This is a genomic window from Paenarthrobacter sp. AB444 (genome assembly GCF_028736865.1).
GTDB classification, from domain to species: Bacteria; Actinomycetota; Actinomycetes; order Actinomycetales; family Micrococcaceae; genus Arthrobacter; species Arthrobacter nicotinovorans_B.
The window spans coordinates 78,572-98,896 of sequence record NZ_JAQZBY010000006.1 but is presented as its reverse complement, the minus strand read 5'-3'; the positions used below and the strand labels follow the sequence as shown (position 1 = coordinate 98,896).

Sequence of the window (20,325 nt, the reverse complement as noted above, 5' to 3'; positions counted from 1 at the left end):
CGTTGCTCTCTCCACAGCAAGGAAACAGTATGAACATCAAGCTCAACGGCGCCGTGCACGAAGTGCTCGATGGCGCTTCTGTCAGCAGTGTGGTCACCGCCGTCACCGGCCGCGCCCTGGACCACCGGGGACAGGCGGCCGACGGCGGAAAGCTGGGTGTCGCCGTCGCCCGCAATTCCGAGGTGGTACCGCGGAGCCAATGGGCGGCTACTGCGCTGGCCGACGGCGACGAACTCGAACTCGTAACCGCAGTACAGGGAGGCTGAACGATGACCCAGGCAAACACGGAAGTCCGCACCGACGCATTGGTGATCGACGGCGTCGAACTGGGCTCCAGGCTGATCATGGGCACTGGAGGTGCGCCCAGCCTTGACGGCCTGGGAGCCGCGCTCCTGGCTTCGGGAACCGAGCTCACAACAGTGGCCATGAGGCGCTACTCGACCGCTGAAACAGGTTCGCTCTTCCAGCTCCTGGTGGACAACAACATCCGTGTCCTGCCGAACACGGCGGGCTGCTTCACGGCAAAGGACGCGGTGATGACGGCAGAACTCGCCCGTGAGGCTTTGGAGACCGACTGGGTAAAGCTGGAAGTCATTGCGGACGAACACACGCTCCTGCCCGATGCGGTGGAGCTGGTCGAAGCAACGGAGCAACTGGTGAACAGGGGCTTCAAGGTCTTCGCTTACACCAACGACGATCCCGTCCTGGCGCTGCGTCTGGAGAACCTGGGTGCCACGGCCGTCATGCCGCTCGGCTCGCCCATTGGAACCGGACTGGGGATCCTCAATCCGCACAATATTGAACTCATCGTGTCCCGTGCCTCCGTACCGGTGGTGTTGGACGCGGGTATAGGCACAGCCTCCGACGCCGCCCTTGCCATGGAACTGGGCTGCGATGCCGTCCTGCTGGCCACTGCCGTCACCCGCGCCCAGAACCCCGTGCAGATGGGGCAGGCTTTCAAGCATGCCGTCATCGCGGGGCGGCTCGCCAAGCAGGCAGGCCGGATTCCGAAACGTGAGCACGCCCTGGCGTCCTCTGCCATGGAAGGCCGGGCAGAGTTCCTCTAGCCGGGCTTAAACCCGGGCCTTAAACAAGGATGACCATCACCTCGCGGTGATGGTCATCCTTGTTTAAGGCCTAGAGACGTTTGAGCCCTAGAGACGCAGCGCCTTGGTCAGGGCCTCGGTGTCGTGCTTGGTGCGCGTGCGACCAAGATAGACAACCACGCCCGCTGCTGCCGCGGTGCCGAGCACCATCGGCAGGACCCATGGGATCCACGTTGCGCCCGGCTGGTACCCAAGCCCTGCGCTGATGAAAGCTACCCAGCTCAGGGCACCGACCGCGGCTGAAACACCGGCCGGCAACGCAATTCCATACCTGCTGTGCCGCTTGTCGTTTGCCCAGACTATGAAGCCAGTGGCAACGGTAACCAGGACCACGATGACGAGGGAAAGCATGGGAACTCCTTAGCGGCAGATGGGCGGATCAGTGTCAGAGTGCACCGAAGCCGACCCGGCGGACTTCCTCGGCACCGATCTCCACGTAGCCCAGCACGTTTCCGGGAACGATGATCTGGCGGCCCTTCTCGTCGGTCAGCCGCAGTTCCGAGCCCTTGGACACGGCTTCGGCCACGATCTTGGCGACGGCGTCAGCATCCAGAGCGGATTCGAGCACAATTTCACGGCCAACGTTTTGAATGCCGATCTTTACTTCCACAGCAAGGCCTCCAAGCCAATCAAGTGTTAAGTCAGTCCTCTATTTGTAGCCTAGGACTCTTTGGGGAATCGACTGATTCCGCGCCAAGCTAAACGATAGATCAGATCACTGGCTACATCGAGGTCAAGGTTTCCATCCGTTTCCAGCCAATACCGGGCGCTGACCTGGGCCATTCCTGCCAAGCCGCGGCCCAGGAGCTGGGCCTCGAGGGGCGGAAGTTTCGTGTCCTCGGCGATCACATGCGCGACGGCGTCAGCGAAGGTCTTGTTGAACGTCTCCAAGCGGGAGCTGACGTCGGGATCATTGATGAGGTCGGACTCAAACACCAAGCGGTGCGCCTGGTCGTCGTCGGCGATGAACCGGTAATAGGCGCGCATGACAGCCTTGACGCGTTCCTTGTTGTCCGTGGTGGAGTTCAGGGCGCCCAGCATCAAGTCCGTCAGTGTTGCCAAATGGCTGTCCAGGAGGGCCATGTAGAGCTCCCGCTTGGACGGGAAGTGCTGGTACAGCACCGGCTTGCTCACATGGGCGGTTTCAGCGATTTCGTCCATCGCTGCGCCATGGAATCCGTTGGAAACGAAGACTTCCAAGGCGGCGTTCAGCAGCTGTGCACGGCGCTCGTCCCTGGGCAGCCTTGGTGAACGGGGTGCAACGGCCCGTTCCTGCTTTGCGGGTGCCTCATCGTTTGCCCGTGTGCCGTCAGCCACAGTCTGCCGCCTTTCCTTTGCAGTTATGACCACTCTACCGGTGGGTAATATGACCCGGCGGCATCGGCAGGCATACATTGGGGTATGGCCTCAATTGTTGCTGCCCACTCCGCCGCGCCCACAGTCCTGCCACCCCTCGTCGAACCGGCCGCCGGGCTCACGCCGGCAGAGGTGGAGCGGTACTCACGGCATCTCATCATTCCCGAAATCGGAGCCCTGGGCCAACGCAGGCTCAAGAATGCGAAGGTTCTTGTCATCGGCGCCGGCGGTCTGGGCTCGCCCGCGTTGCTGTACCTGGCTGCGGCGGGCGTGGGAACGCTTGGAATCGTGGACGACGACGACGTCGACCTCAGCAACCTGCAGCGCCAGGTCATCCATGGCGTCAAGGATGTGGGGAAGCCCAAGATCGAATCTGCCCGTGATGCCATCGCGGAACTGAACCCCTTGGTGAACGTGGTCCTCCACAACCTCCGGCTGGATTCTTCCAACGCCTTGGAACTCTTCGCCCAGTACGACCTCATCCTGGACGGTGCGGACAACTTCGCCACCCGTTACCTGGTCAACGATGCCGCGGCCATCCTGGGCAAGCCGTATGTGTGGGGCTCCATTTTCCGCTTTGATGGCCAGGTCAGCGTCTTCTGGGCCCAGCACGGCCCCAGCTACCGGGACCTCTACCCGGAAGCCCCTCCGGCTGGTTCGGTGCCGTCCTGCGGTGAGGGAGGCGTCTTTGGCATGCTGTGCGCAGCGGTGGGTTCGCTCATGGTGACCGAAGCCGTGAAGCTGATTACTGGCGTCGGACGTTCCTTGCTGGGGCGAGTGGCGCTGTTCGACGCTTTGGGCGGAAGCTGGCGGGAAATCAAGGTTTCCAAGGACCCTGAAGCGGAGCCCATCACGGAACTGACCGACTACGAGGCATTCTGCGGAGTGACTCCGGTTGCCGCAACCGACCAGGACCACACGGTCACCGCGACGGAGCTGGCCCGGATGCTTGCTGAGCGGGACTCGGGGGAGCGGGACTTCGAGCTGGTGGATGTCCGCGAATCCGGAGAGCACAGCATCGTGAGCATCGACGGTTCGGTCCTGATTCCGCAGGGCCGCATCCTTTCCGGCGAAGCCTGGGTTGAGCTGCCGCAGGATAAGGACATCGTGTTCCACTGCAAGGCCGGAACGCGTTCGGCAGCGGTGCTGGAAGCGGCACGCAAGGCCGGCTACAGCCGCGTTAAACACCTCGACGGCGGCATTCTCGCCTGGGTGCGGCAAGTGGAGCCAAGCAAGCCCGTTTACTGATTCATTGCCTGCTTTCAGGCTTGTCTGGGAAGCTCAAGCATGAGCGAAGAACGGACTGAAACAGAACAACGCCCCATCGGCTCCGGATTCGGGCACGGCTCCACAGCCATGGAGGTTATTGACGGCATCAACCTGCGAGGCAAGACGGCAATCGTCACCGGTGGTTACTCAGGTTTGGGGCTGGAAACTGTGCGCGCTTTGGTCTCGGCAGGGGCAGAAGTGACGGTGCCTGCGCGCCGGCTCGAACACGCCCGTTCCGTCCTTGCCGATGCCGGCTTGTCCGAATCGGTCCGGGTGGAACAGCTGGACCTGGCCGACCAGGAGAGCGTGAAAGGGTTTGCGAGGCGTTTCCTGGAGGACCACGGCAGGTTAGACATCCTGATCAACAACGCCGCCATCATGGCCAGCCCTGAGCAACGGGTTGGGCCAGGATGGGAAGCCCAGTTCGCCACCAACCATCTGGGGCACTACACGCTGGTCAACACGCTGTGGCCGGCGTTGCAGGCGTCCGGGAATGCGCGGGTCGTCTCATTGTCATCGACCGGACACAAGCTCTCTCCGATCCGTTTCGACGACATCAACTTCACCGGCGGCTATGACAAGTGGAAGGCCTATGGGCAGGCAAAAACGGCCAATGCCCTGTTTGCCGTTGAACTCGACCATTTCGGCAGGGAATTGGGCGTGCGCGCGTTCGCAGTCCACCCGGGCGGGATCATGACAGAGTTGCAGCGGCATCTTCCCAAAGAGGAAATGGTGGCCGCGGGCTGGATGGACGCCGCGGGCAACGTCCGCGAAGGATTCAAGACTCCCGAACAAGGAGCCGCGACGTCGGTGTGGGCAGCCACCTCACCGGCCCTCAACGGCATGGGCGGCGTCTACTGCGAAGACTGTGACATTGCCAAGCCGACCGACAAGGAGTCTCCGCTGGCTCGCTACCAGGGTGTGGATGCCCATGCCGTCGATAAAGAGGATGCGGCCAGGTTGTGGGCGTTGTCGGCGGAACTGACCGGGGTGAACGCCTTTGCCTAGGTCTGGGAGAGCCTAGGCGCTTTCAGAACGGAGCTGCTGGTGGTCCACGGGGCATTCCGGGGCCGCGGCAGCTGCCTGTGGTTGCTCCACCTGGATTCCGTACAGTGCCTCGAGGGCTGCGACGTAGTCGTCCTGCTGTCCGTTGGCGGCAAGCTCACGGGCGCGGACGGTGGGGATGTGGAGCAGTTGCTTGACCATGCGGCGAAGCGCGAACTCCACTTCCTCGGCGGCGGCCGTGCAGCCATGACGGGCGCGGACCTTCTCCATCTCGGCGTCGAGGACGTTCATGGTGTGGCGGCGCAGGGCCACGATGGCCGTGTCCACGGAACGCGCCTCACGTTCGGACTCAAAAGAGGCAGCGGCGCCGGTGACAATCGCGCTGGCTTGGGACAGCGATTCTGCCTGTTCCTGGGGTGCGGCGAGCCGTACCGACTCGAGGGTCAGCAGTTCCACGCCGTCGAGTTCTCCTACGGCGGGATCGAAGTCGTGGGTCAGGGCGAGGTCGATGGCGATCAATGGCTTGCCCGAGTTGGCCCGGACGCGTTCAAGGTCCGCGGCTTCCACCCGGTTGTCTGAGCCACTGCAGCCGATCATGACGTCAGCTTCGGCCACAGCGGTGGGGAGGGTGTCGGCGTCGAGCGCGGTACCGCCGCGTGTGGCGACGAAAGCTTCCGCCCGGCCGGAGGAAGAGTAGACGGAGATATCCGTGCAACCGCGTTCCCGCAGGAGGGACATGGTGGCGCCTGCGTAGGCTCCCGTTCCGAAGACCACGACCTTCTTGGTGGACCAGTCCTCGTTCTCGGCAAGGTCTGTGGCGAGGTCGAGGGCAACTGAGACGATGGACAACCCGCGTGAGCCGAGCGCTGTTTGGGCGCCGACATCCTTGGCTGTCTTGGACGCGGCCTGGAAGAGACGGACGAGGCCTGAGCTGGCAGTCCCTTCCTGCTGGGCCGTAATAAGTGCGCGGCGTACCTGTCCGGCGATTTCACGCTCGCCTACCACGGCAGAGTCGAGACCGGAGCTGACTGCGAAGAGGTGGCGGGTGACCTCGGGGCCGGTGTGGGTCGCGAAGGAACGCGAAACAAGCTGTTCGTTGAGGCCGCTGAGCTCGCTGATCCGGGAAATGAGGGCGGAGCGGGCTGCTTCAAGGTCATCACCGTTGGCCGTTTCGCCGTATACCTCGTAGCGGTTGCAGGTGGCGAGGACCACCGCTCCGGACACCACGGGGGATTCTGTGAGGGCCGAAGAGGCAAGCCCGGAGGAACCGTTGCTCAACTGAGCGACGGTTTCGAGGTCGATGTCGGCGTGTGTAGCCACCAATGAGAAAAGAACCACAGCACCCCAATCATAGCTTTTTCGTAGCCCGGTAGAACAATATGGCACCGTGGGTCTCCCCACGGACTCCGGTGATCCGCGCCACACCGCCCCCGGATGGGCGGTACATGACAGCTTGTCGTTATCTTTTGGCCTGGATTTTCGGCACAATCAAAGGCATGACTTCTAGCTCGGCAGCATCCAAGAGTACGGCCTCCAACTCCCCGGCGGGTAGCCTCGACGCCAACCACCCGTTGAAGGACGGCCGCACTTCGGACTCACCGCTGATCACCGCTTACCGCGGTGGCACACCGTCCCGCAGGCCCGTGTGGTTCATGCGCCAGGCTGGCCGCTCGCTGCCCGAGTACCTGAAAGTCCGCGAAGGCGTTGCCATGCTGGACTCGTGCCTGCGCCCGGAGCTGGCTTCTGAAATCACGCTTCAGCCCGTCCGCCGCCACGATGTCGATGCCGCGATCTTCTTCTCGGACATCGTCATTCCCCTCAAGCTGGCCGGTGTCGGCGTAGACATCGTTCCGGGCGTAGGTCCCGTGCTGGACAAGCCGGTCCGGACTGCCGAGGACGTGGCGGCGCTTCCGACCTTGACGTGGGAAGCGCTGGAGCCCATCCGCGAAGCTGTCCGGCTCACGGTTGCCGAACTTGGCAGCACCCCGTTGATCGGCTTCGCCGGAGCACCGTTCACGCTGGCCGCCTACATGGTGGAGGGCAGGCCTTCCCGCGACCACCTCGGCCCGCGCACCATGATGCACGCCGACCCGGAGACCTGGACTGCTTTGGCCAACTGGGCCGCCGATGCATCGGGCCTGTTCCTTCAGGCCCAGCTCGAAGCCGGCGCATCCGCCGGGCAGCTCTTCGACTCGTGGGCCGGTTCCCTGGGCCTGGCCGACTACACAAAGTACGTTGCACCTGCCTCGGCCCGCGCCCTGGACCACGTCCGCGGCCTGGGCGCTCCGCTGGTCCACTTCGGCACCGGAACGTCCGAACTCCTCGTGGCGATGCGCGACGTCGGGGTGGATGTCGTCGGCGTCGACTACCGCTTGCCGCTGGATGAAGCCAACCGGCGCCTCGGTGGCACGGTTCCTTTGCAGGGCAACATCGACCCCGCGCTGCTCTCCGCCCCATGGGAAGTCCTTGAGGCGCATGTCCGCGACGTCATCGCCGCCGGCTCCGCTGCCCCGGGCCACGTGCTCAACCTTGGCCATGGAGTGCCGCCGGAAACCGATCCCACAGTGCTCACGCGCGTTGTGGAACTCATCCACTCGATCCCCGCCAAGTAGGGGCGCATGCGCGGCGGACACGCAACGCACAAGCCAACAACCACCTCAGTGGTGGTGGGCGGTGGCATCTCTGGTCTTCTGGCCGCGCGGGAATTGGCCATGGCGGGGGCTGGAGTCACCGTGCTGGAGGCAACAGGATCGTGGGGAGGGTGCGTTGGGAGCCATGTGGTTGCCGGTTTGCGCCTGGACAGCGGCGCGGAGTCTTTTGCCACGCGGTCCCCGGCTGTAGCGGACCTCGCAGTCGAACTCGGCCTGGGGGAGCAGATCGTCGCTCCCCACCCCGGTGGTGCCTGGGTCCAGTTGCCCGATGGCCCGCAGGAACTGCCCAAAACCGGTGTCCTGGGGATTCCTGCCAACCCATGGGATCCCGAAGTGAGGCGTTCACTCGGGTTCGCGGGGGCATTGCGGGCTTCCTTTGACCGTTGGCTGCCGGCAACCGTAGGGACCTCCTCCGAGGTCACGAGTGTCTCGTCGTTGGTCCGTGCCCGGATGGGGAAGAAGGTCCTCGACAGGCTCGTTTCCCCTGTGGTCGGCGGTGTCCATTCCGCTGATCCCGGCCTTCTCGATGTGGACATGGTGGCTCCCGGACTGCGTGCCGGAATCCGCAAGCATGGTTCGCTTGCCGCCGCGGTGGCGGCGCAGCGGAAAGCCGGCGCCGGCCCGGCGAAGGCGGGTTCCGCCGTCGCCGGCCTGAACGGTGGCATGAACACATTGGTCACCGCGCTGCTGGCGGATCTCCGGGACCGTGGCGTAGGGCTGTTGACGGACAAACGCGCCGAAGACGTAGCGAAGACCCGGAACGGCTGGCGGGTCACCGCCGGTGGTTCCGCGTACGACGCCGACCGGCTGGTGGTCGCGCTGGACGGTCCGGCCGCCGTCGGGCTGCTGGAGAAGTCCTTGCCCGCGCTGGCTGCCCTGCGTCCCGCGCCTGGACCCCTGGTGAGCCTGGTGACCCTCGTTGTGGACCTGCCTGAACTGGACGGCAGGCCGCGCGGAACCGGAATCCTGGTGGCGCCGCAAACGCCCGGTATTACCGCCAAGGCTTTGACCCATGCAACGGCCAAATGGGACTGGCTGGCCGAGGAGGCCGGCCCCGGCACGCATGTGGTGCGCCTCTCCTATGGCCGTCGTGAGGAAGCCGGCGGGGGAGCCGATGTGGTCTTGGACGACGACGCACTCCTGGCCGCAGCGTTGGAGGACGCGTCCAGGCTGCTGACAGTGCCGGTGTCCGGCAGTGACGTTGTCGGTTGGGATGTCGTGCGGTGGGCGGGAGCCTTGCCGTTCGCGGCCGTCGGTCACAAACAGCGCGTAGCCGAGGTCAGGAAGGTGTGTGCCGCTGCCGATGGCTTGGTGGTGGTAGGCGGTTGGTTGGCCGGAAACGGCTTGGCGGCCGTCGTGGCTGACACCCGGCGGCAACTCGCCCAGGGAAGCGGCGACGAAGCAACGATTCCGTGATTTACGTCACTTCTACGCCATGTAGAACTGATCCGTTTCGACTTAGGGGCCGGCACGGGGCAAACTTGAACCATGAGCCACACTTCTGTCGAATCTGTCACTAAAACTGCTGAAACCGAAGAGCAGTTCTTTACGCTCTGGACTGTTTTCAAGCGCTCGGCCGACGTCCTGCGCAGCGGCGATGCTGCCCAGGAATTCGAAGCCCTGGTAGAAAAGCTTGCCGCCGACGGAGTGGTCCTGCGCGGCAGCTACGATGTCTCGGCAATGCGCTCCGACGCCGACATCATGGTGTGGCTCCATGGAGCCAAGCCCGAGGACCTGCAGGCAGCGGTCCGCTCCATCCGCCGGAGCAAGCTCTTCGCCGGAACCGAAATCGTTTGGTCGGCCATGGGTGTGCACCGCGAAGCGGAGTTCGCCAAGAGCCACGTTCCGGCGTACGCCCGCGGCGTCGAACCCAGCACCTGGCTCTGCGTCTACCCCTTCGTCCGCTCCTACGAGTGGTACATCCTGCCCGCCGAAGAGCGTGGCGCCATGCTCCGCGAGCACGGCATGCTGGGCCGCGAGTTCCCGCAGGTCATCTCCAACACCGTCTCCTCCTTCGCATTGGGCGACTGGGAATGGATCCTCGGCCTGGAAGCTCCCGAGCTCGTGGACCTCGTGGATCTCATGCGCCACCTCCGAGCCACCGATGCCCGCAACCACGTCCGTGAAGAAATTCCCTTCTACACCGGCCGCCGGGTCACCGCAGCCGAGATTGCCGAGGTCCTCGCGTGAGCACACCGATCGTCTCCACCGAACTGAACGAAGTGACCGAGCGCGGCCGCCAGGCGCCCCAAAACTACGATGCCGTGCTGCTGGCGTCCTTCGGTGGTCCTGAAGGCCAGGAAGACGTTATTCCCTTCCTGCGCAACGTCACCCGTGGCCGTGGGATCCCGGACGAGCGCCTCGAAGAGGTCTCGCACCACTATCGTGCTTTTGGCGGCATCAGCCCCATCAACCAGCAGAACCGCGAACTCAAAGCCGCCATCGAGGCCGAACTTGCCACGCGCGGCATCGACCTGCCGGTCCTGTGGGGCAACCGCAACTGGGACCCTTACATCGCCCCGGTCCTGCAGGACGCTTACGACGCCGGCTACCGCCGCATCCTGATGCTCACCACCAGCATCTACTCCTGCTACTCCAGCTGCCGCCAGTACCGCGAAGACATCGGCATCGCGCTGACCGAAACAGGTTTGGACGGCAAGTTGCAGGTGGACAAGATCCGCCAGTACTTCGACCACCCGGGCGTGGTCCAGCCGTTCCTCGAGGGCACTGCTGCCGGCCTGGAAGAGATCCGTGGAAAGCTTGCCGCCGCAGGTGAAGCTGACCCGGACTCCAAGATCCGGGTCCTGTTCGCCACGCACTCCATCCCGACACGGGACGCTGAAGCCGCGGGCCGTTCGGAAGACGAGCCCCGCGAATTCGCCGAAGGCTCCGCCTACGCTGCCCAGCACCTTGCCAACGCCCAGGCCATCATGGACGTCGTGGCGCCGAACGTCGCTTGGGACCTGGTCTACCAGTCGCGCTCGGGTGCGCCCCACATTCCGTGGCTGGAACCGGACATCAACGACCACCTTGAAGAGATCGCTCCGCAGGGCGTTCGCGGCGTGGTCATTGTTCCCCTTGGCTTCGTCAGCGACCACATGGAAGTTACCTGGGACCTCGACACCGAGGCCCTGGAAACCTGCAAGAACCTCGACATCGCAGCAACCCGCGTCCCGACGCCGGGCACGCACGCGGCCTTCGTTGCCGGACTCGTGGACCTCATCTGCGAGCGGACCGTCGATAACAACATCGCGGACCGCCCCCACGTCACGGACCTCGGCCCGTGGTACGACGTCTGCCGCCCTAACTGCTGTGAGAACTTCCGGGGTGCCAAGCCGGTCATCGCGGAAGTTGGCACCACCATCGGAACGCGCCACGATGCCTACCCTGCTTCGGAGGCAGCCAAGTGACTGTCCGCATCGGGACCCGGGCGAGCAAGCTTGCCCTGACGCAGACCCAGCAAACTGCGGACAAGCTGGCTGCAGTGGGTGGCTTCCCCGTGGAGCTGGTGCACATCAAGACAGAGGGCGACGTCAAAACCGGGTCCCTCTCCCAAATGGGCGGTACCGGTGTGTTTGTTGCCGCCCTCCGGGATGCCTTGCTGGCCGATACCTGCGATGTCGCCGTGCATTCCCTCAAGGACCTGCCCACGGGGTCGGCGCTCGGCCTGTCCATCGCCGCCACCCCCCAGCGGGTGGACGTCCGGGACGTACTTTGCGCCCGTGACGGCATGACGCTGGCCGAACTGCCTGCGGGAGCCAAAGTCGGCACCGGTTCACCCCGGCGTGCAGCACAACTGCGGGCGGCCCGCCCGGACATCGAGGTTCTGGACATCCGCGGCAACGTCGATACCCGCCTCGGCCGCGTCCCCGGGCTTCCTGGAAATGCGACGGATGAGGTTGTCCCCGGCAAGTCGTGCGACCTCGATGCCGTGGTGCTTGCCGCCGCCGGCCTGGAGAGAATCGATCGACGGGACACAGTCAGCGAGTACTTCGACACCGACGTGATGCTGCCCGCACCCGGGCAGGGCGCGTTGGCCATCGAATGCCGTACAGAGGACGCACCTGCGCAGGGTTCGAACGGCGTGCTGGCACAGGCGCTTGCAGCACTGAACGACGACGACACGCGCCTTGCCGTGACGGCTGAACGTGCGGTCCTGGCCCGGCTCGAAGCCGGGTGCGCGGCCCCTGTTGGGGCCCACGCCTTCCGGAAGGGCAGCATGCTGCACCTGGAGGCCGTGGTGTGCGCAGTCGATGGCACCAAGACCGTCCGCGAAAAGAAAGCCACCGACGGTTTGACTGAAGTGGGTGCGACGCTGCTGGGCATTGAAGTTGCCGAACTTCTGCTGGCTGCCGGCGCCGCGGAGATCGCGGATCTTGCAGCGTCCTGAGCAAGCGAATGCCGGGGAGGCGATTGCCCGGCACGCCGGGGCCGGGCAGGCCAAGCCGACTGGTTTGGCCGGTCGGCGGATCCTGATCACCAGGAGCGCCGACCGGGCCCGTCCATTGGCCAGCCTCCTTGGCCGCTTGGGGGCGGAGCCTTTGGTCCTGCCCTTGATCGATTTTGAAAAGGCCCAGGACCAAGCCGCCATCGATGCCGGACTGGACCGGCTCTCCGCCGGCGGCTTTGACTGGCTGGTCATCAGCAGCGTCACCACGGTAAGGGTCCTTGTGGAGAAAGCCGCCGAACGTGGTGTCTCCCTGCCGGACTTGCTGTCCGCCGGAACCAAGGTGGCCACCATTGGAACGTCGTCCCGTCGCGTCCTCGAAACCCTTGGCCTCGCCGTTGACTTGGTACCGTCCGGTGCCCAATCCGCCGAAGGCCTGGTGGAAGTCTGGGAAGCAGCACCTTCGCGGGTGTTCCTGCCGCAGGCCGATATCGCAGCGCCCGGCCTGAGGAAAGGCTTGGCTGCCAAGGGCGCGGACGTCACCACAGTCGTTGCCTACCACACCGTCGATTACCCGGCCCGCGAGGAATCCCGCCTCCGGGCGGAAGTTCCTGCCGCCGTCGTGAACTCCGTTGGCGATACTCCGCCAGTCCTCGACCCCGCCGAGGCCCGGAAGGCGTTCGACGACGGAACAGTCGACGCCGTCGTGGCCGCCTCACCCAGTGCCGCGCGGCGGCTGGCGGCCACCTTCCCGACCCTGGGCAGGAGCCGCTTCGTCGCCATCGGAGGACCGACGGCGGCTGAAGCTTCCCGGCTCGGCATCACGGTGGCAGCCACGGCCCAAGAACCAACACCGGACGGCATCGTGGCCGCCCTGGAATCTGTTTTCGCCAACGAAGGGAACCCGCAATGAGCTTTCCAAACCACCGTCCCCGCCGCTTGCGCACCACTCCTGCCATGCGCAGGCTCACCGCGGAAAACAGGCTGGCCCCCGCCGATCTGATCCTCCCCGCCTTCATCCGTGAGGGCCTCACGGAACCGAGCCCCATCAGCTCGATGCCCGGAGTCGTCCAGCACACCACCGACTCCTTGAAGCGGGCAGCCGCCGAAGCTGTCGAGCTGGGTGTGGGTGGCATCATGCTCTTCGGCGTCCCGGCGGTGCGCGATGCCCGCGGCACCGCCTCCCTTGACCCGGACGGCGTCCTCAACAAGGCCATCCGGGACGTCAAGGCCGAAGTTGGCGACGAGCTTGTCATCATGGGCGACGTTTGCCTCGACGAGTTCACCGATCACGGGCACTGCGGAGTGCTGGACGCCGAGGGCTACGTCGACAACGACGCAACCTTGGAAATCTACGGACAAATGGCCGTGGCGCAGGCCGACGCGGGTGCCCACGTGCTGGGGCCCTCGGGCATGATGGACGGCCAGATTGCCGTCATCCGCCAGGCCCTGGAGGAATCAGGACACAAGAACACCGCGGTCCTGGCGTACGCCGCCAAGTACGCTTCGGCGTTCTACGGTCCGTTCCGTGAGGCCGTCGATTCGCAGCTCAAGGGTGACCGGCGCACCTACCAGATGGATGCGGCCAACCGACGCGAAGCAATCCTGGAGGTTGAACTGGACCTCGAGGAGGGTGCGGACATGGTGATGGTCAAGCCGGCCATGAGCTACCTCGACATCCTGGCCGACGTTGCTGCAATGAGCCCGGTCCCGGTCTCGGCCTACCAAATCTCGGGGGAGTACGCCATGATCGAAGCGGCTGCCGCCAACGGTTGGATCGACAGGCGCGGTGCCATCACCGAATCGGTGCTCGGTATCAAGCGTGCCGGAGCCGATACCGTCCTGACCTATTGGGCCTCCGAACTGGCAGGCTGGCTGAAGGAGTCCTGATGACATCCGTTCCCTCCGATCCCACGGCGCCCGTTCCCGCCGACCAGATCCTCCTCGGGCTGAACACTTTCGGCGACGCCGGGCTCGACGCCGAGGGGAATCCCAAGGAGCACGCGCAAGTCCTGCGTGAGCTGCTGGAGGAAGCGAAGCTGGCTGACGCCGTCGGAATCCATGCGTTTGGCGTAGGAGAGCACCACCGCCGCGACTTTGCGGTTTCCGCGCCCGAGGTCTTCCTGGCGGCGGCGGCCGCCGTGACCTCGCGGATCCGGCTTGGCTCGGCTGTGACTGTCTTGAGTTCCGATGATCCAATCCGTGTGTTCCAGCGGTTCGCCACCGTTGACGCGATCTCCAATGGCCGGGCTGAAGTGATGCTCGGGCGGGGATCGTTCATCGAGTCCTTCCCGCTGTTCGGCCTGGACCTGGCGGACTACGAGGTCCTCTTTGAAGAGAAGCTGGAACTCTTTGACAAGGTGCGGGCGCAAAAGCCGGTGCATTGGGAGGGACGCACACGGCCGAACGTCAGCGGCCTGCAGGTATATCCGAAACTCCAGCACCATCTGCTTCCGGCCTGGATCGGAGTGGGCGGAACACCGGAATCGGTGCTGCGCTGCGCTGAATACGGCTATCCCATCATCTTCGCGATCATCGGGGGAGAGCCACGGCGCTTTGCCCCCTTGGTCAACCTATACCGCGAAGCGATGGCCAAGTACGGTCACCCGATGCGCCAGATTGCAACGCACTCTCCCGGATTCATCGCCGACACCGACGAAGCCGCCCGCGAGGAACTCTTCCCGCACTGGCTTGAGCAGCGGAACAGAATCGGCGCCGAACGCGGTTGGGGTCCGGGAAACCGGGGCGAATTCGATGCCATGTGCGGTCCTGAAGGTGCCCTCTACGTAGGTTCGCCCGAGACCGTTGCGCAGAAGATCGCGCTGCTGAAGCGGAACCTTGGAGTGGACCGCTTTGACCTCAAGTACAGCAACGGCACGTTGCCCCACCAATCCATGATGCGTTGCATCGAGCTTTACGGCACCGAGGTGGCTCCGCGGGTTGCCAAACTGCTGGCTTCGGCCTGACGGCCCTCGCTACTGCCAGGCGGCAGGCCCGCCCTGGAAACACTGAAAGAATAGGTACCATGACGTCAAACACCCCTGTGTCCGATCAGCTTTTCGACCGCGCACGGTCCCTGATGCCCGGCGGCGTGAACTCGCCGGTGCGCGCCTTCGGTTCCGTGGGCGGAAACCCGAAATTCATGGTCTCCGCCAAGGGCGCCTACCTCACCGACGCTGACGGCCAGGAATACGTGGACCTTGTGTGTTCATGGGGCCCGGCGCTCCTCGGCCACGCGCACCCGTCCGTGCTCGAGGCCGTGCACGCAGCCGTGGACCGCGGCCTGTCGTTCGGCGCCTCCACGCCGGACGAGGCGAACCTGGCGGAGATCGTCAAGGAACGCGTCTCCGCCGTCGAACGCTTGCGCATGGTGTCCACGGGCACTGAAGCGACCATGACGGCTGTGCGCTTGGCCCGCGGATACACCGGCCGCAACCTGATCATCAAGTTTGCCGGCTGCTACCACGGACACCTGGACGGGTTGCTTGCCGCTGCAGGCTCCGGCGTCGCCACCTTAGCATTGCCGGGTTCGGCCGGGGTCACGGAAGCTACCGCGGCCGAGACCTTGGTGCTGCCCTACAACGACCTCGACGCCGTTGAGGCCGCCTTCGCCGCGCACGGCAAGAACATCGCTGCCGTCATCACCGAAGCAGCCCCGGCCAACATGGGCGTCGTCACCCCGGGGGAGGGCTTCAACGCTGGACTGTCCCGCATCACCAAGGAACACGGTGCCCTCCTGATCCTCGACGAGGTCCTGACCGGATTCCGCACGGGCTACGCGGGCTACTGGGGCCTCACGGGCCGCCAGGAAGGCTGGGCTCCGGACCTGCTCACGTTCGGCAAGGTCATCGGCGGTGGAATGCCGACGGCGGCACTCGGCGGCCGCGCCGACGTCATGGACTACCTCGCTCCCGTTGGTCCGGTTTACCAGGCAGGTACCCTGTCCGGGAACCCCGTGGCCATGGCCGCGGGCGTCGCCACGCTGAGCAACGCAACGCCCGACGTCTACGCCTACGTGGATGCCCGTTCGCTGGAGCTCTCGGCCGCACTCTCCTCCGCCCTTGATGCCGAAGGAGTGGACCACTCCATCCAGCGGGCAGGTAACCTGTTCTCGGTTGCTTTCGGGACATCGGCCAACGGCGTGCACAACTACGACGACGCCCAGGGGCAGGAAAGCTTCCGCTACGCGCCGTTCTTCCACTCCATGCTGGACTCCGGTGTCTACCTGCCCCCGTCGGTCTTCGAGGCCTGGTTCCTTTCGGCGGCCCATGACGACGCTGCGATGAACCGCATCATCGAAGCCCTCCCGGCTGCCGCCAAGGCCGCGGCTTCGGCCTAGCGTATTGTCCCCTGCCCAGGACGGCGACACTGCCCGGTGTCGGCGTCCTGGGCATTGTCGTCTCCGATCAGGGTAGGCTCGTAGGTGGAAACCCAACCCCCAACGAACTCACGGTTTACCATGCGCAAGTCCAACACCATTGCATCCCTCAGCATGAGCATCGCCGCCGCTGGAGCCTTGATCGCCATGGCGTCAGGCTGCTCGGCCGGAACGGCATCCGGCGGTCCGTCCGCTGCGGAAGGGGCGTCGCCGTCGTCGTCGCAGCCCACTGCGTCCGCCGCGCCTGCGAGCACCCCTCCTTCCGCTACCGCGCCTTCGACACCTTCGGTACCTGCACCTGCCACGTCCACTGCGTCCACGGCAGGGCAACAGCTCGCTGCCCTGAGCCTTGAGCAGCGGGTTGGGCAGATGTTCATGGTGGCTGCCAAAGCGACCGGCGCCGAGCCGGCGACCATGGAGGCGCTGAAGAAGTACCACATCGGAAATGTGTACCTCAGCGGCCGAAGCAAGGCGGGAACGACGGCTACTGCGGCGGTTGTTTCATCGTTGACCGGGACGGTTTCGCCTGCCACAACAGGCGGTGTGCCGCTGTTCGTGGCCACAGACCAGGAGGGAGGACTTGTCCAGGTTCTCTCCGGACCCGGATTCTCCACCATCCCCGCCGCGCTGGTCCAGGCATCATCGGGAGCTGCCAAGCTCCGTTCAGACGCCGCCGTCTGGGGCAAGGAACTGCGCAGCGTCGGGGTCAACGTCAACCTCGCCCCGGTGCTGGATACAGTGACCAGCCCGCAGTTCGCACCCTCCAACGGTCCAATCGGCCATTTCCAGCGTGAGTACGGCTTTGCGCCTGACACGGTCTCGGAACTTGGAAATGCTTTTGCCGCAGGCATGAAGGACGCGGGGGTGGCCCCGGTGGTCAAGCACTTTCCCGGCCTGGGGCGCGTGGTACCCAACACCGATGTGACCAGTCACGTGCGCGACACCGCCACCACCCGGACGGATCCCGCGCTGGAGCCCTTCAAAGCGGCCATCACGTCGGGGGCTCAATGGGTCATGGTTTCCAATGCCTATTACGACAAAATCGATCCGGCCAATATTGCTCCTTTTTCCCCCGCGATCATGGACGCCATGCTGCGGGGAGATGCCGGATTCACCGGCATTATCCTCTCCGATGACGTCTGCAGCGCCGCGCAATTGGAGGCTTGGTCCGATGCCGATCGTGCAGTGAACTTCTTCACTGCCGGGGGAACCATGCTGGTCTGCGCTGACGCCACCAGCATTCCCGCGATGCACCAGGCAGTGGTGAAGAAGGCCCTGGCCGATCCGGCCTTCCGTGCCAAGGTCGATGCCGCGGCCCTTACCGTGCTGCGGGTCAAGAACGGACTGTAGGAACAGCAAAGAACCCCGTTTCCCTTCAACCACGGTTGATTGGAGGGAAACGGGGTTCTTTGTCGCTTGGGCTTTGTCCTGCCTAGAGGACGTCCGAGAGGAAGCCCTGAAGGCGTTCCGTCTGCGGGTTGGTGAACAGTTGCTCCGGGGGACCGGATTCAACCACTACACCTGCGTCCATGAAGGTCACGACGTCGGAGACGTTGCGGGAGAAGCCCATCTCGTGAGTTACCACCACCATGGTCATGCCTCCCTGGGCAAGATCGGTCATGAGGGCGAGGACGCCCTTGACCAGTTCAGGGTCCAAGGCCGACGTTGCTTCATCGAAGAACATGACCTCGGGCTTCATGGCCAGCGCGCGGGCGATGGCGACACGTTGCTGCTGCCCTCCGGAGAGGTTTGCCGGACGTGAATCTGCCTTGTGCTTCAGGCCCACCAGGTCAAGCTGCGCCAGGGCCTCTTCGCGGGCTTGATCCTTGGACATGCCGCGGAGCTTGCGCAACGCCAGGGAAATGTTCTCGGCCACGGTCTTGTGCGGGAACAGGTTGAACTGCTGGAACACCATGCCGATGCGGCGGCGGAGTTCGTCAGGGTTGTCCTTCAGGACGGACTTGCCGTCGAGCAGGATGTCGCCCTGGTCGGGTTCGATGAGCCGGTTCATCACGCGGAGAAGCGTCGACTTGCCCGAGCCCGAGGGGCCGATGACCGAGGCCGTGGTGCCCTTCTCCACGTGCAGGTCGATTCCGCGCAGGACGTGGTTGCTGCCGAACGACAAGTGGATGTTCTTGGCGGTCAGCGAACCTGAAGCGAATTCACTCATGCCTGGGCTCCCTTCCCGACGACTGCCGCGGCGTCGTCCGGTTCTTTCTTTTCCGGCCGGCCTGAACGCAGGCGGGCATCAATCCAGTTCACGAAGTGGGTCAAAGGAATCGTGAGGACCAGGTAGAAGACTGCCGCTGCAACGTACGGGGAGAGGTTGCCCGTGTTGGCCGCTGCGTCCTTGCCGATCTGGAAGATCTCACGCTCGGTGGCCACAAGGCCCAGCAGGAACACCAGGGACGATTCCTTGATCAGCGCAATGAATTGGTTCACCAGCGCCGGAAGCACCCGCCGGATGCCCTGGGGAACGACGACCAAGCGCATCGAAGCGCCATAGCCGAACCCCAGGGCCCGGGAAGCCTCAAGCTGTCCCTTGTCCACGCTTTGGATACCGGAACGGAAAATCTCTCCAATGTACGCGCCGGACATCAGGGACAGCGCGGCGACGGCCATCGGATAGGGGCTGGTTGAGCCGGTGAGTTCGCGGATGATGGGACCAAAGCCGAACCCGATCACCAGGATGGTCAATACCGGGGGGAGGCCACGGAGGATGTCCGTGTAGACACGGGCGATCCACCGCGCCACTGGGTTCCGGGAGATCCCCATGAGGGCAAGGGCCATGCCCAGCAATGTCCCGATGATGCCGGAGATGACAGCGAGCACCAGCGTGTTCGGCAGGCCAACGGCGAACATCTTTGGGATGACTTCGCCCATCGCCTCCCAGTCAAGGAAGGTATCTGAGAGTTGCTTGAGGATATCCATGGAACCTCCGGATTACTTGGCCGGGAGCTGGACGGCTTTGCTGCCCGGCTTCCAACCCTGGGGGGTCTGCTCGGCAGCTGTCGGACGGTCCTTATACCACTCGGAGGTGAGCTTTGCCCACGTGCCGTCGGCGATCACGGCGTCCAGTCCGGAGTTCAGGGCATCGATCAGCGGCTGGTTGTCCTTGTTCACCGCGTAGGCAGTGAAGTTCTGGGTGTTGACGACCTTTTCGGCGATCTTGGTGTTGTCGCCATCCTTGACCTGGCCGCTGGCCTGCTGCGAAGGAGCAACCCAAGCGTCAATCTGGCCGTTCTTCACGTTGCCGTAAACGGTGTTGTAGTCGGGGAAACGGACCGGCTCAAGCTTGAGGGTGTTGGTGACGTAGTCGTCCTGGACGGTGCCCTGGACAACGCCGATACGAACGCCTTCCTTGAGGTCGGCAAAGCCGGTGACCTTCGCGTCGTTCTTGGTCACTACAGCCATGTAGCCGAAGTCGTAGCCGTTGGTGAAGCCAACCGTCTTGCGGCGGGCGTCGGTGGTGGAGATCGAGGAGGATCCGACGTCGAACTGCTTGTTCGCCACCTGGGAGAGCAGGGCGGAGAAGTCGGTGGAGGCGAACTCGACCTTGAGGCCCAGCTTGTCGCCGATGGCGCGCAGGAGCTCGTTGTCGTAGCCGGTGAACTTGCCCGAGCCGTCAATGAAGATGTTCGGGGGAGCGTCGGACAGGGTGCCTACGCGGAGGGTGCCGTCGGTGATGAGGCCGAGCTTGGACTTGTCGATCTTGTCGATCGGGGTGACCTCAGCGGTGGTGTACTTGTCCAGTGTCTGCTGGTCGCTGCCCGCAAGGGCGTCCGTAGAAGCAGAGCTGCTGGGCTGCGAGCTTCCACCGCCGCATGCTGCCAGGGAAATCACCAAGGCTGCGGCCACAGGGGCAACAGACAGCCACTTAGGGGCTTTGAATTTCATGAAGAAATCACTTTCATCGGGTCATGGAGACGTTTCGCGGTGGGCGGGGAAACGGCAGCACTACAAAGGTTGGCTGTCCTAGCAGACTTCAACCCGCCAAACTTAATTATGTCACCAGCCCACTGAGTCGGGGTGAATCGAATAAATGGGTGCCCACCCTCAATTTTTCCGAACTATGTTCCATTGGAATTCGTATGGTGGCTTGTGTGTTCCGGGAGTCGCTGCTGTGGGGAAATCTGCGCCTGAACGCCCCGGGCAATCGTGGTTCCCGAAAAT

The 20,325-nt window shown here is 64.3% G+C and carries 21 protein-coding genes; 14 read left to right on the top strand and 7 right to left on the bottom strand.

What is annotated here, in order from left to right; genetic code table 11:
* Positions 1 to 29: 29 nt before the first annotated feature.
* Positions 30 to 266 (top strand): sulfur carrier protein ThiS, encoded by a 237-nt coding sequence (gene thiS / locus PQ627_RS09490; RefSeq protein ID WP_144659724.1) that lies wholly within the window; start codon positions 30 to 32, stop codon positions 264 to 266.
* A 3-nt stretch (positions 267 to 269) separates the two neighbouring features.
* Entirely contained in the window at positions 270 to 1,067 is a 798-nt protein-coding gene (locus PQ627_RS09485) for a thiazole synthase (RefSeq protein ID WP_144659725.1), read from the top strand.
* An 87-nt stretch (positions 1,068 to 1,154) separates the two neighbouring features.
* Here the strand turns inward: PQ627_RS09485 and PQ627_RS09480 are convergent, their stop codons facing one another.
* The 3 genes from PQ627_RS09480 to PQ627_RS09470 are packed head-to-tail and all read right to left on the bottom strand — an operon-like array spanning position 1,155 to position 2,501.
* Complete coding sequence (locus tag PQ627_RS09480) at positions 1,155 to 1,457, bottom strand: hypothetical protein (RefSeq protein WP_274260353.1); 303 nt, start codon at positions 1,455 to 1,457, stop codon at positions 1,155 to 1,157.
* Between the two features lie 34 nt (positions 1,458 to 1,491).
* The gene (locus PQ627_RS09475; RefSeq protein ID WP_144659727.1) at positions 1,492 to 1,716 is read right to left on the bottom strand and encodes a DUF3107 domain-containing protein; all 225 of its coding nucleotides are present in this window, start codon (positions 1,714 to 1,716) and stop codon (positions 1,492 to 1,494) included.
* A gap of 50 nt (positions 1,717 to 1,766) precedes the next feature.
* Positions 1,767 to 2,501, bottom strand: a complete 735-nt coding sequence (locus PQ627_RS09470; RefSeq protein WP_144659728.1) for a TetR/AcrR family transcriptional regulator — start codon at positions 2,499 to 2,501, stop codon at positions 1,767 to 1,769.
* 6 nt (positions 2,502 to 2,507) lie between these two features.
* On the opposite strand from PQ627_RS09470, the gene moeB reads away from it, so the two are divergent.
* Both moeB and PQ627_RS09460 read left to right on the top strand, forming a co-directional pair.
* Positions 2,508 to 3,710: a molybdopterin-synthase adenylyltransferase MoeB gene (gene moeB / locus PQ627_RS09465; protein ID WP_144659729.1), complete on the top strand. Its 1,203-nt coding sequence runs from the start codon at positions 2,508 to 2,510 to the stop codon at positions 3,708 to 3,710.
* A 39-nt stretch (positions 3,711 to 3,749) separates the two neighbouring features.
* Positions 3,750 to 4,739 carry an SDR family NAD(P)-dependent oxidoreductase gene (locus PQ627_RS09460; protein ID WP_274260351.1) on the top strand — a complete coding sequence of 330 codons (990 nt, stop codon included), beginning with the start codon at positions 3,750 to 3,752 and terminating at the stop codon, positions 4,737 to 4,739.
* A 12-nt stretch (positions 4,740 to 4,751) separates the two neighbouring features.
* Here PQ627_RS09460 and PQ627_RS09455 read toward each other — a convergent pair whose 3' ends face one another.
* Complete coding sequence (locus PQ627_RS09455; protein WP_144659731.1) at positions 4,752 to 6,074, bottom strand: glutamyl-tRNA reductase; 1,323 nt, start codon at positions 6,072 to 6,074, stop codon at positions 4,752 to 4,754.
* A gap of 158 nt (positions 6,075 to 6,232) precedes the next feature.
* Here PQ627_RS09455 and hemE point away from each other — a divergent pair, with 158 nt between their 5' ends.
* From hemE to PQ627_RS09405, 10 genes are all read left to right on the top strand, one after another.
* A complete protein-coding gene (gene hemE, locus PQ627_RS09450) occupies positions 6,233 to 7,348 on the top strand; it encodes a uroporphyrinogen decarboxylase (protein WP_274260348.1) in 1,116 nt (371 codons plus the stop codon).
* A gap of 6 nt (positions 7,349 to 7,354) precedes the next feature.
* On the top strand, positions 7,355 to 8,803 hold the full coding sequence (gene hemG / locus PQ627_RS09445; RefSeq protein WP_274260346.1) for a protoporphyrinogen oxidase: 1,449 nt from the start codon (positions 7,355 to 7,357) through the stop codon (positions 8,801 to 8,803).
* 72 nt (positions 8,804 to 8,875) lie between these two features.
* Complete coding sequence (hemQ, locus tag PQ627_RS09440; RefSeq protein WP_144659734.1) at positions 8,876 to 9,577, top strand: hydrogen peroxide-dependent heme synthase; 702 nt, start codon at positions 8,876 to 8,878, stop codon at positions 9,575 to 9,577.
* Positions 9,574 to 10,797 carry a ferrochelatase gene (locus tag PQ627_RS09435; protein ID WP_274260344.1) on the top strand — a complete coding sequence of 408 codons (1,224 nt, stop codon included), beginning with the start codon at positions 9,574 to 9,576 and terminating at the stop codon, positions 10,795 to 10,797. Before hemQ ends, PQ627_RS09435 begins: the two co-directional genes overlap by 4 nt.
* The gene (gene hemC / locus PQ627_RS09430; RefSeq protein ID WP_274260342.1) at positions 10,794 to 11,777 is read left to right on the top strand and encodes a hydroxymethylbilane synthase; all 984 of its coding nucleotides are present in this window, start codon (positions 10,794 to 10,796) and stop codon (positions 11,775 to 11,777) included. Before PQ627_RS09435 ends, hemC begins: the two co-directional genes overlap by 4 nt.
* Positions 11,778 to 11,799: 22 nt before the next feature.
* Positions 11,800 to 12,687 (top strand): uroporphyrinogen-III synthase, encoded by an 888-nt coding sequence (locus PQ627_RS09425; RefSeq protein WP_373458770.1) that lies wholly within the window; start codon positions 11,800 to 11,802, stop codon positions 12,685 to 12,687.
* Positions 12,684 to 13,664, top strand: coding sequence for a porphobilinogen synthase (hemB, locus tag PQ627_RS09420; RefSeq protein ID WP_274260341.1), 981 nt, complete (start codon positions 12,684 to 12,686; stop codon positions 13,662 to 13,664). Before PQ627_RS09425 ends, hemB begins: the two co-directional genes overlap by 4 nt.
* A complete protein-coding gene (locus PQ627_RS09415; RefSeq protein WP_274260338.1) occupies positions 13,664 to 14,740 on the top strand; it encodes an LLM class flavin-dependent oxidoreductase in 1,077 nt (358 codons plus the stop codon). Before hemB ends, PQ627_RS09415 begins: the two co-directional genes overlap by 1 nt.
* A gap of 59 nt (positions 14,741 to 14,799) precedes the next feature.
* On the top strand, positions 14,800 to 16,113 hold the full coding sequence (hemL, locus tag PQ627_RS09410) for a glutamate-1-semialdehyde 2,1-aminomutase (RefSeq protein ID WP_274260336.1): 1,314 nt from the start codon (positions 14,800 to 14,802) through the stop codon (positions 16,111 to 16,113).
* Between the two features lie 120 nt (positions 16,114 to 16,233).
* Positions 16,234 to 17,502, top strand: a complete 1,269-nt coding sequence (locus PQ627_RS09405) for a glycoside hydrolase family 3 N-terminal domain-containing protein (protein WP_274260334.1) — start codon at positions 16,234 to 16,236, stop codon at positions 17,500 to 17,502.
* A gap of 82 nt (positions 17,503 to 17,584) precedes the next feature.
* On the opposite strand, the gene PQ627_RS09400 is transcribed toward PQ627_RS09405, so the two are convergent.
* From PQ627_RS09400 to PQ627_RS09390, 3 genes are read right to left on the bottom strand one after another with little or no spacing between them, the layout of a single operon-like run.
* Positions 17,585 to 18,322 (bottom strand): amino acid ABC transporter ATP-binding protein, encoded by a 738-nt coding sequence (locus PQ627_RS09400; RefSeq protein ID WP_144659741.1) that lies wholly within the window; start codon positions 18,320 to 18,322, stop codon positions 17,585 to 17,587.
* Positions 18,319 to 19,083 (bottom strand): amino acid ABC transporter permease, encoded by a 765-nt coding sequence (locus PQ627_RS09395; protein ID WP_222120616.1) that lies wholly within the window; start codon positions 19,081 to 19,083, stop codon positions 18,319 to 18,321. The genes PQ627_RS09400 and PQ627_RS09395 overlap by 4 nt, the downstream gene beginning before the upstream one ends.
* Positions 19,084 to 19,095: 12 nt before the next feature.
* On the bottom strand, positions 19,096 to 20,049 hold the full coding sequence (locus PQ627_RS09390; protein WP_222120617.1) for an ABC transporter substrate-binding protein: 954 nt from the start codon (positions 20,047 to 20,049) through the stop codon (positions 19,096 to 19,098).
* Positions 20,050 to 20,325 lie beyond the last annotated feature (276 nt).